Annotated in this window: 14 protein-coding genes; 5 read left to right on the top strand and 9 right to left on the bottom strand. The window is 46.5% G+C overall.

The features are described 5' to 3' along the window. The 6 genes from Q1V74_RS08590 to Q1V74_RS11255 all read right to left on the bottom strand — a co-directional run. Positions 1-467, bottom strand: a 467-nt coding sequence (locus tag Q1V74_RS08590) for a M20/M25/M40 family metallo-hydrolase (protein ID WP_300648144.1), incomplete at its 3' end; no start/stop codon positions are given. Then, positions 460-1,137, bottom strand: coding sequence for a DUF1028 domain-containing protein (locus tag Q1V74_RS08585; RefSeq protein WP_300648142.1), 678 nt, complete (start codon positions 1,135-1,137; stop codon positions 460-462). The genes Q1V74_RS08585 and Q1V74_RS08590, both read right to left, overlap by 8 nt. 13 nt (positions 1,138-1,150) lie before the next feature. Then, positions 1,151-1,576 carry a RidA family protein gene (locus Q1V74_RS08580; protein ID WP_300648140.1) on the bottom strand — a complete coding sequence of 142 codons (426 nt, stop codon included), beginning with the start codon at positions 1,574-1,576 and terminating at the stop codon, positions 1,151-1,153. A gap of 23 nt (positions 1,577-1,599) precedes the next feature. Then, positions 1,600-2,886 (bottom strand): NAD(P)/FAD-dependent oxidoreductase, encoded by a 1,287-nt coding sequence (locus Q1V74_RS08575; RefSeq protein ID WP_300648138.1) that lies wholly within the window; start codon positions 2,884-2,886, stop codon positions 1,600-1,602. A 106-nt stretch (positions 2,887-2,992) separates the two neighbouring features. Further along, positions 2,993-4,402 (bottom strand): sodium:solute symporter family protein, encoded by a 1,410-nt coding sequence (locus tag Q1V74_RS08570; protein WP_300648136.1) that lies wholly within the window; start codon positions 4,400-4,402, stop codon positions 2,993-2,995. A gap of 20 nt (positions 4,403-4,422) precedes the next feature. Beyond that, positions 4,423-4,629, bottom strand: a complete 207-nt coding sequence (locus tag Q1V74_RS11255) for a DUF3311 domain-containing protein (RefSeq protein WP_345370526.1) — start codon at positions 4,627-4,629, stop codon at positions 4,423-4,425. 187 nt (positions 4,630-4,816) lie between these two features. On the opposite strand from Q1V74_RS11255, the gene Q1V74_RS08565 reads away from it, so the two are divergent. Next, on the top strand, positions 4,817-5,755 hold the full coding sequence (locus tag Q1V74_RS08565) for a LysR family transcriptional regulator (protein ID WP_300648134.1): 939 nt from the start codon (positions 4,817-4,819) through the stop codon (positions 5,753-5,755). Between the two features lie 75 nt (positions 5,756-5,830). On the opposite strand, the gene Q1V74_RS08560 is transcribed toward Q1V74_RS08565, so the two are convergent. Further along, complete coding sequence (locus Q1V74_RS08560; protein ID WP_300648132.1) at positions 5,831-6,490, bottom strand: peroxiredoxin; 660 nt, start codon at positions 6,488-6,490, stop codon at positions 5,831-5,833. 226 nt (positions 6,491-6,716) lie between these two features. Between Q1V74_RS08560 and Q1V74_RS08555 the strand changes: the two genes are divergently transcribed. Genes Q1V74_RS08555 through Q1V74_RS08545 form a run of 3 tightly spaced genes read left to right on the top strand, consistent with a single transcriptional unit; the run spans position 6,717 to position 9,553 of the window. After that, entirely contained in the window at positions 6,717-7,721 is a 1,005-nt protein-coding gene (locus Q1V74_RS08555; RefSeq protein ID WP_300648130.1) for a DctP family TRAP transporter solute-binding subunit, read from the top strand. Positions 7,722-7,781: 60 nt separating this feature from the next. After that, positions 7,782-8,258, top strand: a complete 477-nt coding sequence (locus tag Q1V74_RS08550) for a TRAP transporter small permease (RefSeq protein ID WP_300648128.1) — start codon at positions 7,782-7,784, stop codon at positions 8,256-8,258. After that, positions 8,255-9,553, top strand: coding sequence for a TRAP transporter large permease (locus tag Q1V74_RS08545; RefSeq protein WP_260649427.1), 1,299 nt, complete (start codon positions 8,255-8,257; stop codon positions 9,551-9,553). The genes Q1V74_RS08550 and Q1V74_RS08545 overlap by 4 nt, the downstream gene beginning before the upstream one ends. Positions 9,554-9,629: 76 nt before the next feature. Here Q1V74_RS08545 and Q1V74_RS08540 read toward each other — a convergent pair whose 3' ends face one another. Both Q1V74_RS08540 and Q1V74_RS08535 read right to left on the bottom strand, forming a co-directional pair. After that, positions 9,630-11,684, bottom strand: a complete 2,055-nt coding sequence (locus Q1V74_RS08540) for a TonB-dependent copper receptor (RefSeq protein ID WP_300648125.1) — start codon at positions 11,682-11,684, stop codon at positions 9,630-9,632. A gap of 41 nt (positions 11,685-11,725) precedes the next feature. Beyond that, complete coding sequence (locus Q1V74_RS08535; protein ID WP_300648124.1) at positions 11,726-12,148, bottom strand: DUF2946 family protein; 423 nt, start codon at positions 12,146-12,148, stop codon at positions 11,726-11,728. A gap of 143 nt (positions 12,149-12,291) precedes the next feature. Here Q1V74_RS08535 and Q1V74_RS08530 point away from each other — a divergent pair, with 143 nt between their 5' ends. Then, the gene (locus tag Q1V74_RS08530; RefSeq protein WP_300648122.1) at positions 12,292-13,707 is read left to right on the top strand and encodes a GntP family permease; all 1,416 of its coding nucleotides are present in this window, start codon (positions 12,292-12,294) and stop codon (positions 13,705-13,707) included. Positions 13,708-13,709: the final 2 nt, after the last annotated feature.

Below are 13,709 nucleotides of genomic sequence, written 5' to 3'. Positions count from 1 at the left end.
GCTAGATCACGCTGGGCTAAGTTTGCTAGCATGGGGCGAACACCCAAACAGCCCACCTCTTCATCATAAGAAAAAGCCAAATGCACCGGCCATCGCAACGAGCTCTGTTTCAAATCGGGCACTGCTGCAAGCACACACGCGATAAAGCCTTTCATATCGGCGGTGCCCCGCCCATAGAGCTTACCATCCTGCTCTGTCAGCGCAAAAGCAGGCACAGTCCACTGCTGCCCATCCACAGGCACCACATCGGTATGACCGGACAAAATAATACCGCCTTGATCCTCGGGACCTATCGTGGCAAACAAACTGGCTTTGGTCTTTTCTTCATTATAAAAAAGTTCGCTCTCTACCCCATACGTTGCCAAATAATCACGTATAAACGCAATTAAAGCTAAATTAGAATCTCGGCTAACAGTAGGAAAAGCAATAAGCCGCGCTAATATATCGCGGCTAGTCAGCCTATTCATCTCCGGGTACTCCGTAACTGGGGGCTGCCGTAGGATTTAAAGCGCGTGTTAAATAATCCTGCATCTGGGGTTTATAGGCCTTCCATAACTGAGCTAACTGCTCAATAGGTTGCACATCCGCCCAGTCCACACGCAAGTCCACCATTGGCCAAGACTCGTTGCCTGCTATTTTTAATGCGGCGGAATGCACCGGTCCCGCTTCGCCGCCCGCCGCCAAACCGGCTTGCAACGCCTCTAGTAACCGGTCGCCTAAAAGCCCGGTTGATTTTTCAAAGGCGTGTACCATTACCTCTATTACCGCATGGCTCGCTAGCATATTGCCTGCCGCCACACACTGGTCCCCTTCTACTGCATGATAAATACCTAAGGCCTTATCCCCACTATGCACAGCGGTTTTGCCTTGGCCATCAACAACAGTTACCTGTCGATAAGCATTCCACTGATCGGTAAGTAAGGCTTTTTCCAGCGCTTGCGCAGCTGTTAGCGCCTCTTTCTCTAAGAGATCCAGTGTTTGTTGACCCAGTGCTGGCAGCGTGACATTTTGTGTAGCAACCACGCCCACGCCAGCACGCACCCACGGGCATCGAGCCCCTACAGCAATACTGGAAGAACTAATAGCAACCCCAAGCTGACCGGTTTTTTCACAGCGCCCAACAACTGAAAATGTCATCTCTATTCCTTTTTTATTTTGTATCCCAACCTTCAGGAATCACCGCAATTACATCAATCTCCATTAACCACTCTGGCTGACCGAGAGCAGTAACAACCAGACCAGTGGAAATGGGATAAACCCCCTTTAGCCATTTGCCTACCACTTGGTAAACCGGCTCCCGATAACGCGGATCAATTAAATACGTTGTGGTTTTAACAATATGCGACAAGTCACTACCCGCTTCTTCTAAAAGCTGCTTGACGTTTTTCATGGCTTGCTCGGCCTGCGCAGCAGCATCCCCCAGTCCTACTAGGTTGCCATCAAAATCCGTCCCCACCTGACCCCGTACATAAACGGTATTTCCAGCTCGTACGGCCTGACACAAATCATTATTTAATGACTGATTTGGATAGGTATCTTTGGTGTTGAACATTCGAATACGTGTATGCGTAACCATATTTTCCTCCTTTATTCTAAAAATCAAAAACTAGGGCTAGTGACAAGCTCTTTATTTTGTGTGCTGGTTTCATAAAACTCATACTTACGGCGAATCGCAATCTGGTCAGCAACGTGCTTGGCATCATGCCAAACCCCCCATATAAATGATGAGCCCCGACGAGATAACCAAGGTAACCCCAAGAAATACACATCCGGTTCAATCGAGACCCCACGTTGGTGTACCGGACGCCCTTTTTCATCAAAAGCATCCACTTCTAACCAGCGGTAATCCACCGCATAACCAGTCGCCCAAATAATGCTCGTAATCCCCGCTTCCTGCATATCTAACGCTAAAATCGGGTTTTTCATGCATTCAGGATCAGGCAAAATATGACGCGCTTCCGGCTCTTCGGGTAAATCCAAGCCATTACGCTCTACGTATTCATCCGCTGCATCCAATAGCGCTAAATAATTCGCATCACCATTATTGATATTGGTCACAAGATCCGCATGGAAATGCACTTTTTCCCCTTCAAAAGACTTTGTGACGCCAACTAAATTCATGCCTTTGGCTGCTAGCTGACGAAAATCAATGGTATAGCCGCCGTGTGCTCCACTCACAGCAATAGTTACATGCTCCTTACCAGGTTCGGCAGCGGGCATATCCCATAATCCCAACACGCCTAACCACCAGCAAAAATCACGATTGCGATAGCTGCGAGGAGGACGATCATGAGGACCAACAGAGAGATAGACCTTTTTTCCTGCGCTTAACAGTTCCTCAGCAATTTGAACGCCAGAAGAGCCAGCCCCCACCACCAACACCGCACCCTCAGGTAACTGATTAGGATTTTTATAATCAGCAGAATGAATCTGCATTAAACGGTCATTTTCTGGTGCAATTGCAGGAATCACTGGCGTTTGAAAAGGTCCTGTCGCCACAATAAGACGATTTGCTTCAATCGTGCCTTGAGAGGTCTCTACAGTAAACCCTTGACGCCCCTCATTACGCACGGCGCGCTTCACCTCTACCCCTGTACGAATAGGCGCTTCAATTTTTTGGGCGTATTTCTCGAAATAGTCGGCCACATCATCTTTCGCGACAAAACCATCTGGTCCCACCGTATCAAACGCTAGACCTGGAAAACGGTCGTGCCAAGCTGGACCGTTCGCCACCAACGAGTCCCAACGCCCCGTACGCCAACGCTCTGCAATACGATCGCGCTCTAAAACCAAATGCGGGATGCCATGGTGGCGTAAATGTTCACTTGCCGCAATCCCTGCTTGACCAGCACCAATGACCAAGGTGTCAATAAACTCTTTTTTCATTTGCTCTACCTTATAATATTTTTTTCATCTGTATTTCTAAATAAAAAAGCATCCTATTAAAAATACATTTATAATCTGGCTGCTCTTTTAAAAGCAGCCAAAATAATTAAAAATCAGCTTTTAGCTTATAGGATGAATTTTCCTGCCCTTGGGTAAAAACACTAACTACAACAACCGTCAAGCAGTTTAAAGCTAGAGCCATTAACCCTATATTTACAGAGTAAAAACTAAAATCCGTAAAATACATTAAGAAAACAGCTGCAATACCAACAATTAAACCCAATAGAACGCCGGATGCAGTTGCACGCTTAAAGAATAATATAGCGAGTAGACCGGGTAACATTTGACCAAACCCAGCATAAGCTGTATTCATTAAGTTAAGCATTAGGCTAGGCAAAGCAACTGTCAGCACCATTGAAATAATCAAATAAACCAGTATCACGATTTGCGATAAACGTTTCTGCGACTCAAAAGGAACATTACTTACAATATTTCTAGTAAATATTCCACCCACAGATAGTGAAATAACTGATATTAAAATCAAACCTGACAAAGCGGCACCAGCGGCAATAAATCCAATAGACCATTCTGGAAGCACATCAATCGCAGTAGCAATAAATGCATGATTTGGACTCTTTAAGTCAGGAATAGCAATCATTGCGTAATATGCAGCAGCAATTAAAAAAGGGAACATCAACATATAAAGTGGCATAAATCGCTTAGCACGCTTAATCCCACCTTCAGACTTGCTTGTAAAAAGAATAGTGATCATAAACGGCAAACAATAAAATGCCATGGATTGAAAAATAATCGTTGATAATGAGAAAACCACCTCATCCTGATTCGCATAGGCAATCGATGCACCTTGATCTCTTGCAGCCGCAAACAATGGCTCTACCCCACCGAGTTTATGAAAAGCAGCCCAGCCCACACTAACGATGGCACCAAAAAGTAAAATATCTTTTAGAACAGCAATCATTGCGGGAGCTTTAACGCCCGAAATTGAGATATAAACAAAAGCAATCGTGCCTGCAATAATTACAGCTAAGATAGGATCAATCTCATAGCCCAATGCATTTAATGCAACGATCAACCCTTGAAACTGCATCTGCGCCCAAGGCACTAAAAAAACCAAATAACATACCGCCACAACCAGCTCTAGTTTTCTACTAGAAAAATGACTTTTAAATAAGTCAGGAGCCGTCATCGCATCATAGGTTTTTCCAGCACGCCAGATTTTAGGTGCTAAAAAATAACCAACTGGATAAATAAGCAAAAGGAAAGCCATGAACCAAATACCATAATTCACACCTTTTGCATAAATACTCCCTGGAAGTCCAATAACAGTGGCTACGCTGTAAATCTCACCAACTGCCAGAAAGAAAAGAATGATGACACCAAACGAACGACCGCCAACTAAAAAATCAGCTACATCCCCTTTTTTTGCATTTCTATTGACATAAAGCGCCAACAATAAAGAAAAGGCAATAATAGAAACAAATATAAAAGCTGCCATTTTTATCCCCTACCAAATAGTTATTCTTCTTCATAATCCGGCTTATCTATCATCCAAGCCACAGATATGCATATTGAAGTTAGTATGAACCAAAGGAAAACCCAAAAATAAAGTGGTGGGAATCCAAAAATAAAATCCGTACTAAACCTAAAATAATAAATACCAAAAAACACAAACGCGTAAGGGATAACTAATCCTATAAGTAAGCTCAAAAAGCGTCTGCTCATGATGTCTCCTCTCCTTTTTACGATGACCTATGCTACCGCAAGGATCGTCAAAGCTTTAAACATAAAAATACTGATCGAGCTATAGGAAAAATATTGTTAATCACTGCAAGTTGGCATAGGATAAGGCTTATACTCGGTTTTACAGTAGCCGTATTTTTTTGATGACTCAGGGAAAATCCTAGGTACGATGGCCTTTTATACACTTAGACAACTTCATTATTTTGTGACTACGGTCAAGATGGGCAGCGTGGCAGGCGCAGCACGTCATCTGCATATTTCACAGCCCTCTATTTCGGCAGCAATTAAAAGCCTAGAGGATCATTTCAATGTAAAGCTCTTAATTCGCCACCATGCTCAAGGTGTCACCTTAACGCCCGTAGGCGAACGCTTTTATCACAGAGCTGAAGATCTATTACGCGCTTCTTATGAGTTTGAACAAAATGCTTTAGCGGAAAATGATATTGTGACTGGCGAAGTCGATATTGGTTGTTTTGAAACGGTCGCTCCGCTTTATTTACCGCAACTTATCGCCGAATTTAAAACGCTCTACCCAGGGCTAACTATTCGAGTACGTGATGGCGAGCAGCAAGAACTGGTCCAGGGGCTACAGGCAGGGAGCTTTGATTGTATTTTTGTCTATAACCACGAGCTAGATAGTACTTTTTTGGTCGAGCCCTTAATGCCGCCATCGCCTCCGTATGTGTTGCTCCCAGAGAGCCACAACTTAGCTAAAGAGCAAACCTTATCTCTACGCCAGCTTTATAAAGAGCCCATGATCCTTTTAGACGTACAGCCAAGTAGAACGTATTTTGTTAGTCTGTTTCACCAGCTGGGCCTTACTCCAACCATTTTATTCGGCTCCCCCTCTATAGAAATGGTCCGAGGGATGGTAGCCCAAGGCTTTGGCTTTTCTGTATTAGTGACTCGTCCGCAGCACCCTTATACCTACGATGGCAAACGTGTCGTCTGTATTCCAATTTCGGATAAGGTCACCCCTTCTGGGCTGGCTTACGCGCGCCTAAAACAAACCCCGCTCACTAAACCTGCTCAAATCTTTGTCAATTTCTGTCGGGAACGCTTATCCAGTCTGGCCAATAAGCCATCGGTCACCACTACAACGCGGTAATGCCTATCCGCACAAAAAAACCCGCCTGTTATCAAACAAGCGGGTTTTAAAATAACGATTACGTTTTATTCTTTTTTACTTCGCATTTGGGTCTTTAGTAAAACGCAAGTAAGGCAGTTTGATATCAATATCGCCAAATTTTTCTTTTGCTTGCTCATCATTTAAGCTCAAGCCCACAATCACATCCTGACCAGGCTGCCAATCCGCGGGCGTCGCAATAGGTACACCATCCGTCGCTTGCACCGCATCCAAAGCACGTAAAATCTCAGCAAAGTTACGCCCTACGGACATAGGATACGACATAGTTAAGCGGATCTTTTTATCAGGCCCAATAATAAATACGGTACGCACAGTCGCACTATCGGCGGGAGTGCGACCATCGGGTAGGTAAGCTTCAGCAGGAAGCATGTTGTAGAGCTTCGCTACTTGTAAAGACGTATCATCAATAATGGGGAAGTTTGCTGGCACCCCTGCAAACGCCTCAATATCGCGAATCCATTTTTTATGGTCTTCCACATCATCCACAGAAACGCCCATAACTTTGGTATTACGCTTTTCAAACTCAGGGGCTAAACGAGCCACCGCACCGAATTCAGTGGTACATACGGGCGTGAAATCTTTGGGGTGAGAAAATAAAATAGCGTAGCTATCTCCCATCCAATCGTGCAGGGTAATTTCACCCGCGGTCGAGTCCGTTGTAAAGTTTGGTGCAACATCATTGATACGTAATGACATGATCATCCCCTTTAGTGTGAGTTAAATAAAACGTCATTTTCATAGCACTATTTTCATGCTACCACACTCTATGCGCTTTGCTTGATCTGTCTAGTTATATGTATTTAACCAAAGGTTTCAAATCTTACGTGGCGCTGCCGTTTTACTGTCCTTGCCTTGCCTAAACCCGCTTTCTACCACTACTATCAGTTTTTACGTTAGAAAATATGACAAAAGGAGTATATTCATGAAAATCAAACGCTGGCTTGCCTTTGGTGCCGCCTGTTTTGCTCTGAGCGCCACCACCGCCTTTGCGCAAGAAAAGCGCGAGTTCTCGGTTTCCACCGTTTTATCAGATGCTTTTCCTTGGGGGCAAGCCGCTGAGAAATGGGCCGAATTAGTCAAAGAGCGTTCTGATGGTCGCATCACTCTAAAAATCTACCCTAACGCCCAGCTCGTCTCAGGTGATCAGACCCGTGAATTTTCTGCTATGCGCAGTGGCCTAATTGATATGGCTGTTGGCTCTACCATCAACTGGTCTACCCAAGTTCCCGAGGTCAACCTGTTCTCTTTACCCTTTTTAATGCCTGATAATGCAGCTGTTGACGCCATTACTCAGGGTGAAGCTGGTAAAATGGTCTTTGATGCTATCGAAAAACGTGGTGTAATGCCATTAGCATGGGGCGAAAACGGTTTTCGTGAAATCTCCAACTCCAAGCAGGCGATCACTAAACCCGAAGACCTCAAAGGCCTAAAAATCCGTGTGGTCGGATCCCCTTTGTTCCTAGACACCTTTAATGCCTTGGGTGCCAACCCTACCCAAATGAGCTGGACCGATGCGCTACCCGCGCTCACCACTGGTGCTGTTGATGGTCAAGAAAACCCCTTAGCTGTCTACGATGTCGCCCGCGCCGATCGCGCGAATCAAAAATACCTGACACTCTGGCACTACATGAATGACCCCCTCATTTTTGGTGTAAGCCAACGTGTTTGGAAAACCTTATCCGCCGAAGACCAACAGCTTCTAAAAGAAGCCGCAGTGGATGCTGGCAAATGGGAAATCGAAAAATCCCGTGCTGATCTAGAAAAAACTCTAGAAATTATCCGCGAGCGTGGTGTTGAAATCACAGAACTTACCCCCGAGCAACACCAAGCTTTTGTTGACGCTACACAAAGCGTATACGAAAAATGGATTCCCCGTATTGGAAAAGATCTAGTGGATGCGGCTCAAAAAGCCATCGCTGAACGCTAAATCTTACATAACCAATGGGCGCAGTTTATCTGCGCCTTTGTTTTTTTAGTGTTGAATTTTATGTCTAAACCTAGAACCCGCATTGAGTCGTGGCTAGGAATTATCGCCTTAGCCGCTATTTGTATTATTAGCTTGGCCAATGTGGTGGTGCGCTATACCACCAACGCCTCCTTTGCTTTCACCGAGGAATTCTCTGTTTTTCTGATGGTGATCCTGACTTTTGCTGGTGGCGCTGTCGCGGCCCGAAGCAATGAGCATATTCGTATTACGTTATTAGAACAAAAAGTCGGCCCAACCGGACGCCGTATCATTTACACCTTGCAATGGTTAGGAAGTGTAGCCGTTTTGGGTTTAGTCATTTGGTATAGCGGCACCTTTACCTATCAAGAATACGAATGGGAATCATTATCCCCCGGCTTAGGCTACCCAACATGGATTTATTTAATTTGGCTACCCATTTTATCCATTGCTATTTTAATCCGCAGTACACAAAATTTTATTGGTCGTTTACGTCAAGGCGATGAGGAGCAGGCATGAGTCCCGATTTATGGATGTTAGTGAGTTTTGGGATTTGCTTGTTGATTGGTATGCCCGTCGCCTTTGCCTTAGGCCTAGGCGGTGCCATCGGAATTATCATGGGGCTATCCCCAGACATGCTCAGTACGCTGGGCATGAACACCTATAATAGTATTGCTAAATATCCCCTTATCGCGATCCCGTTATTTATTTTAACGGGGTTGATTTTTGAGCGCGCTGGGGTAGCGGCAAGCTTGGTGACCTTTGCTCAATCCCTTATTGGACAACGCCATGGTGGCTTAGCGCTAGTTGCGGTGTTGGTGTGCTTAATTATGGGTGGTATGAGTGGCTCTGGCCCTGCCGATGCGGCGGCCGTCGCTATGGTTATGCTGCCAAGTATGTCTAAAGCCGGCTACCCTCGTCCCTTTTCTGCCTCGTTGATTGCTGCTGCGTCTTCCACTGCTATCCTTATCCCGCCTTCTATTGCTCTTATTTTATATTCTGTCATGATGCCTGGTTTGGACTTGCGCGCTTTATTTGCAGCAGGTCTTTTCCCTGGGATTTTAGCAGGTGCCTCATTATTAGTACCTGCCTACTTACTGGCTAAGCGCAATGGGTGGGAAGCCGAAAAAACCGAGGAACGTCCCCCGATCAAAGAGAGCTTTGTTAAAGCGCTCCCTGCGCTTTTTGCACCGGTGATTATTTTGGGGGGGTTGCGCTCTGGGCTTTTCACCCCCACCGAAGCGGCTGTTGTCGCTGTGACCTATGGGCTAATTCTCGGCACACTGATTTACCGCCAACTGACTTGGCGTGCACTCTTAGACATGTTTAATGAGGCCGCCAAAATTTCAGGCGTGGTCTTATTGATTATCGCTCTAGCCGGTATTTTTGCTTGGGCAGGTACGACGTTAGGAACTTTTACCCGTCTTGCCGAAGCCATCTTATCGATTTCGGATAACTCGTGGACGCTACTGCTTTTAGTAATGATCTTAGTATTACTGGCAGGTATGCTTTTGGATGCAATTTCTATTTATTTAATCCTGACCCCAGTGCTTGTTCCCTTAATTAATCATTTTGAATGGAATCCGATTTGGTTTGGGATCTTATTAGCGATGAATATCGCTATCGGCCAGTTCACGCCCCCGGTGGCGGTTAACCTTATGGTGACCACAAAGGTCGCTAATATCCGTCTCGAGCATACCTTTGGCTGGGCCATGCTGTTTATGGTCACTATGTTTAGCGCACTCGTTTTAGTTATGATTTTCCCCGGTATTGCCCTCTGGTTACCGGAATACTTAGGATTTTCTATAGACTAGGAGCCAACTTAATCCCTATATGCTACCTTGGCAGCCCCTATAACGCTGCCAAGGTCTTTATCAGCTCACCCCCAAGTTAAAAATTCACATTTAAGGTCGCCCATACTGTGCGACCAGGATCTTTCACAATAGTCGTGCCAGCATAACCAAAGCCAGCATTACCCGCTAGGTTTAAATGCTCGGCATAAGCTTTATCAAATACATTATCCACCCCTAAGGTAAAACGGACAGTCTTATTAGGCTGATAACCCGCATGGAGTGCTAATGTACTAAAGCCAGCACTAGCCCCAAAGTCTTTACCTACGACATTGCCTTGGTACCTCGCATAACGGGTTTGTTTTGCTACCACGCGCCACACAGCCCCCGCTGACCAACCATGACGCTCATAGTCCACATTGAATCGGGCCTCTAGTGGTGGCATTTGTGGCAGGGCTCGCCCGTCACTACGATTCTTACCCCACGCATAGGCGGCATTGGCACCCACTTTCCAATTAGGGCTCAGTACATAATCTGCTCCCATTTCTGCCCCCATAATGCGTGCCTGAATATTACGTGCCTGGCTACGCATCCCCATCATGCCGCCTGACAAATAATCAAATAAGATGTAATCATTGATCTGTCCGACGTAAGCAGATGCCCAAGCACTCAAGTTTTCTTTTTGATAGTTCAAGCCTATGTCCAACTGTGTGGTTTTTTCTGGCTGTATGGCCTCAAAAGCATTCACACTACCTGCTGGACCCATATTAGGAGAAATGAGCTCCCAATAATCGGGCATGCGCTGCACGTGCCCCACCCCTGCATATAGGGTTGTATGTTCCAAGTCTTGCTCATAACGGAAAAACCCACTCGGTAAGGTCTCATGACGCTTTTTATCATGGGTAGGATTGGGTTTTAGCATATTCCCCATACCGGTATTCGCACGAGTATCCTGCACCGTCGCCCGATCAAAGCGCAGGCCTCCAATCCAACGTTGCTGTGCGCTCATAGCCCATTGCATTTCAGCAAATACACCAGTATTCGTGAAATGGGCATCTTTCACACGAGGCTCGTCTTTATATGGCATGGCCCCCATACTGCGCCGTACCCGATGACGACTATTTTGATAATCCACCCCTGCGTCAAGCGTTACTGCGGCTCCTAGCTGCCACTGTCCAGCTACGCGTCCGCCCCAAGTGGCACGATCTACATTGGAAACCATCGGCATCGCCATTCCCCCTGCCGGGTTAAAGTCACGCAGGGTAAAATTATCCATCACATGATCGGCATAATTATGATAGAGCTGAACACGAAGGCTTTGCCAGCGATCGCTGAGTTTTTCTTGCTCATAGCGCAACGCCACACTTTCGCGCCGAAATTTCGTCCCGTCCATGCCGCGCCCTGCATATCGGGCATGGCCATCCCCGACTCCGGCAGAAAGCTCCACCAAGCTGGTCTCATTCGGCGTTAGTCCGAGTGCCACATCACTATTCCATTTTTTCCACTTTGAGGGCACCTTATTTCCATCCCCATCCTTATAATCATTAGCCCGCGCATGATTCGCTGTGATACGGGCATAATATAAGGAATTACCTACCGTCACATCGGCCGACTGATCATTGCGCCCCCACGACCCTGCTGTCAGCGCTCCATCAAAAATGACCGTATTTTCCGTAAACTGGGGCGCATTACGATCAAAACGCACGATCCCCGCAGAAGCACCCGGCCCCCACAAAACGGTTTGCGGTCCTTTGACCACCAACAACTCATCAAAATTCTGAGGCGAAATATATGACGTCGGCGAATCCATACGTGAAGGACAGGCCCCCGGCATATACGTACCATTCGTTAAAATGGCCAAACGTGAGCCAAACATACCTCGTAACACTGGATCACTATTTGCACCGCCATTTCGAATCGCATTAAAGCCAGGAATCGTCGACAAATAATCGGATCCATCACTCGCTGGTAATGGCTGCCGTGGCTGTTTAGGGTGGGTCATAATTTGCGTTGCCGCACTGGGGCTAACCCCTTTAATAACGAGGGCGTCAAATTGCTGAATAGGGGTGGGCTGAGCCGAGAAAGCGGGCACCGAAAAAACACAAGCGAGTACAACGACCCCTGTTTTGGGTCGCAAACATAACGTAGTAGACATAATTAAACCTGTAATAACAAAAACAAAAGAAAAGTGCGTTATTACAGAATAGGCGGCGCTCGCGCACCCAGTGGGGGGCCACGAAGCCCATGCGCATTGGCCAATCCCGTTTTAGCCTGTCTCTGTACGACATAGCTATGCCATGTGGCGGTAGTAGGAACCAGAGCCAGCAATGGCAATAACGCCAATGCTTCATCATGAATAAAGCAACACGGACACGTCGCGTGTCCCGGTTGATCTGGGTGATGCTGGGGAATATCCAATAAATCTGCTAAGCGCAACGAAACCGGCGTACCATCCGCGGTACAGATGGTCATGGTGATTTGCCCTTGGCGCCATGCCTCTGGGTCGGGCATATAGCCCATGGGAATCATGCTGCGTAGAATCAACCCACACAACAACGCCAGCACCCCAAAGCCGATGGCGCTACGCTGCAAAATGTGGATGAAAGCCGCCTTATGCATGTTTTATGCTGATTAATGGAATTTTTGTATCATTTTGTTTGATCAAACCGGCCTAAGTATATAACAAATCCGAGTACAATCGCGCTTGGCTTTATCCCATGGTGGGCAAGCCGTATTTATTACTGTTTTTTGGAGCCTAAGCGATGTCTAGCACTTTGGCGATTATTGTTTCATTACTTTTACTGATGTTCCTCGCTTATCGAGGGATTACTGTTCTACTTCTCGCCCCTTTAATGGCTGCGCTAGCGGTCTTTTTATCTGGCGATATCGGTTTTTTACTACCTATTTATACCGATACTTTTATGAAAGCCTTGGGCGGCTATGTATTGCAGTTTTTACCTATTTTCTTGCTTGGTGCTTTATTTGGACAGCTCATGGCAGACTCCGGTGCAGCCAATACGATTGCGCGCTGGATTGTCAAACGCTTAGGACCAAAACACTCTTTAGCCACTGTGGTGATTGCCTGTGGCCTACTTACCTATGGTGGTGTGTCTTTATTTGTAGTGGCCTTTGCGATCTACCCTATCGCGCGCGATCTATTTAGGGCGGCAGATATTCCCAAACGGTTAATTCCCGCGACCATTGCTCTTGGCTCCTTTACCTTTACCATGACCGCGATGCCCGGTACTCCCGCCATTCAAAATGCGATCCCTATTCCTTATTATGGGACGAACGTGTTTGCAGCCCCAGGGCTAGGGCTAATCGGTTCAGCCATCATGCTATTAGGGGGATTATGGTGGCTACAAACTCGCGTTAACAAAGCCAAAACCGCAGGCGAAGGGTATGGGGACCATGAAAGTGATCAGCATATCCCTATCGATGATGGCAGTACCGTCTACGCCACGGGCCCCTTATCGACCATGCCTTTGTTTTTAGCGTTCTTACCATTGATTTTAGTTATTGGCGTGAATGCGCTATTTACTTATTGGGTTTTTCCTCAGACAGACTTTTCTGCATTTGCGGATAAATTTCCTCACGTCGAGCCTGCCAAAATGAAAGGGCTCTGGGCTTTGATTATTGCTCTAGTCAGTGCGTGCTTTACCCTTATCGTGACACGCTTAGGCCGCTGGGAAAACCTTAAAGAAACCGTCAACCAAGGTGTGTTCGGTTTTATGCTGCCTTTATTTAATACCGCATCAGAAGTGGGCTATGGCGCCGTAATTGCCGGCTTAGCTGGTTTTGCCCTGATTCGCGATGCTGTGCTAAACCTGACCCCCAGCAACCCCCTTATCTCTGAAGCCATCGCCATGAACGTATTAGCAGGCATTACCGGCTCCTCGTCCGGCGGGCTAAGTATTGCATTACAAACCTTAGGCGCCGATTATTTAGCTATGGCCCAACAGGCCGGCATTAGCCCAGAGCTCATGCACCGCGTTGCGGTCATGGCCGCGGGTGGGTTTGATACCCTACCCCACTGCGGCGCTATTATTACGCTTTTAGCTATTTGTAAGCTCAATCATCGTCAGTCCTATATGAATATCGCTATGGTAACAATGGTAGCCCCATTATTTGCCATCATTACTGTCATTACACTAGGGACCATATTTGGTAGCTTCTAATA

The sequence above is a fragment of the Paenalcaligenes sp. genome, assembly GCF_030152715.1.
GTDB lineage: Bacteria > Pseudomonadota > Gammaproteobacteria > Burkholderiales > Burkholderiaceae_B > Paenalcaligenes > Paenalcaligenes hermetiae.
Note: the sequence above shows the minus strand (reverse complement) of the source record. Positions and strands in the feature narration are given on the sequence as shown.

Excerpts from the sequence above, each read along its gene's own strand:
- Q1V74_RS08530 (WP_300648122.1), top strand. The coding sequence starts at position 12,292 with ATGTCTAGCACTTTGGCGATTATTGTTTCATTACTTTTACTGATGTTC.
- Q1V74_RS11255 (WP_345370526.1), bottom strand. The coding sequence starts at position 4,629 with ATGAGCAGACGCTTTTTGAGCTTACTTATAGGATTAGTTATCCCTTAC.
- Q1V74_RS08570 (WP_300648136.1), bottom strand. The coding sequence starts at position 4,402 with ATGGCAGCTTTTATATTTGTTTCTATTATTGCCTTTTCTTTATTGTTG.
- Q1V74_RS08580 (WP_300648140.1), bottom strand. The coding sequence starts at position 1,576 with ATGGTTACGCATACACGTATTCGAATGTTCAACACCAAAGATACCTAT.
- Q1V74_RS08565 (WP_300648134.1), top strand. The coding sequence starts at position 4,817 with ATGGCCTTTTATACACTTAGACAACTTCATTATTTTGTGACTACGGTC.
- Q1V74_RS08555 (WP_300648130.1), top strand. The coding sequence starts at position 6,717 with ATGAAAATCAAACGCTGGCTTGCCTTTGGTGCCGCCTGTTTTGCTCTG.
- Q1V74_RS08535 (WP_300648124.1), bottom strand. The coding sequence starts at position 12,148 with ATGCATAAGGCGGCTTTCATCCACATTTTGCAGCGTAGCGCCATCGGC.
- Q1V74_RS08560 (WP_300648132.1), bottom strand. The coding sequence starts at position 6,490 with ATGTCATTACGTATCAATGATGTTGCACCAAACTTTACAACGGACTCG.
- Q1V74_RS08585 (WP_300648142.1), bottom strand. The coding sequence starts at position 1,137 with ATGACATTTTCAGTTGTTGGGCGCTGTGAAAAAACCGGTCAGCTTGGG.
- Q1V74_RS08550 (WP_300648128.1), top strand. The coding sequence starts at position 7,782 with ATGTCTAAACCTAGAACCCGCATTGAGTCGTGGCTAGGAATTATCGCC.
- Q1V74_RS08575 (WP_300648138.1), bottom strand. The coding sequence starts at position 2,886 with ATGAAAAAAGAGTTTATTGACACCTTGGTCATTGGTGCTGGTCAAGCA.
- Q1V74_RS08540 (WP_300648125.1), bottom strand. The coding sequence starts at position 11,684 with ATGTCTACTACGTTATGTTTGCGACCCAAAACAGGGGTCGTTGTACTC.
- Q1V74_RS08545 (WP_260649427.1), top strand. The coding sequence starts at position 8,255 with ATGAGTCCCGATTTATGGATGTTAGTGAGTTTTGGGATTTGCTTGTTG.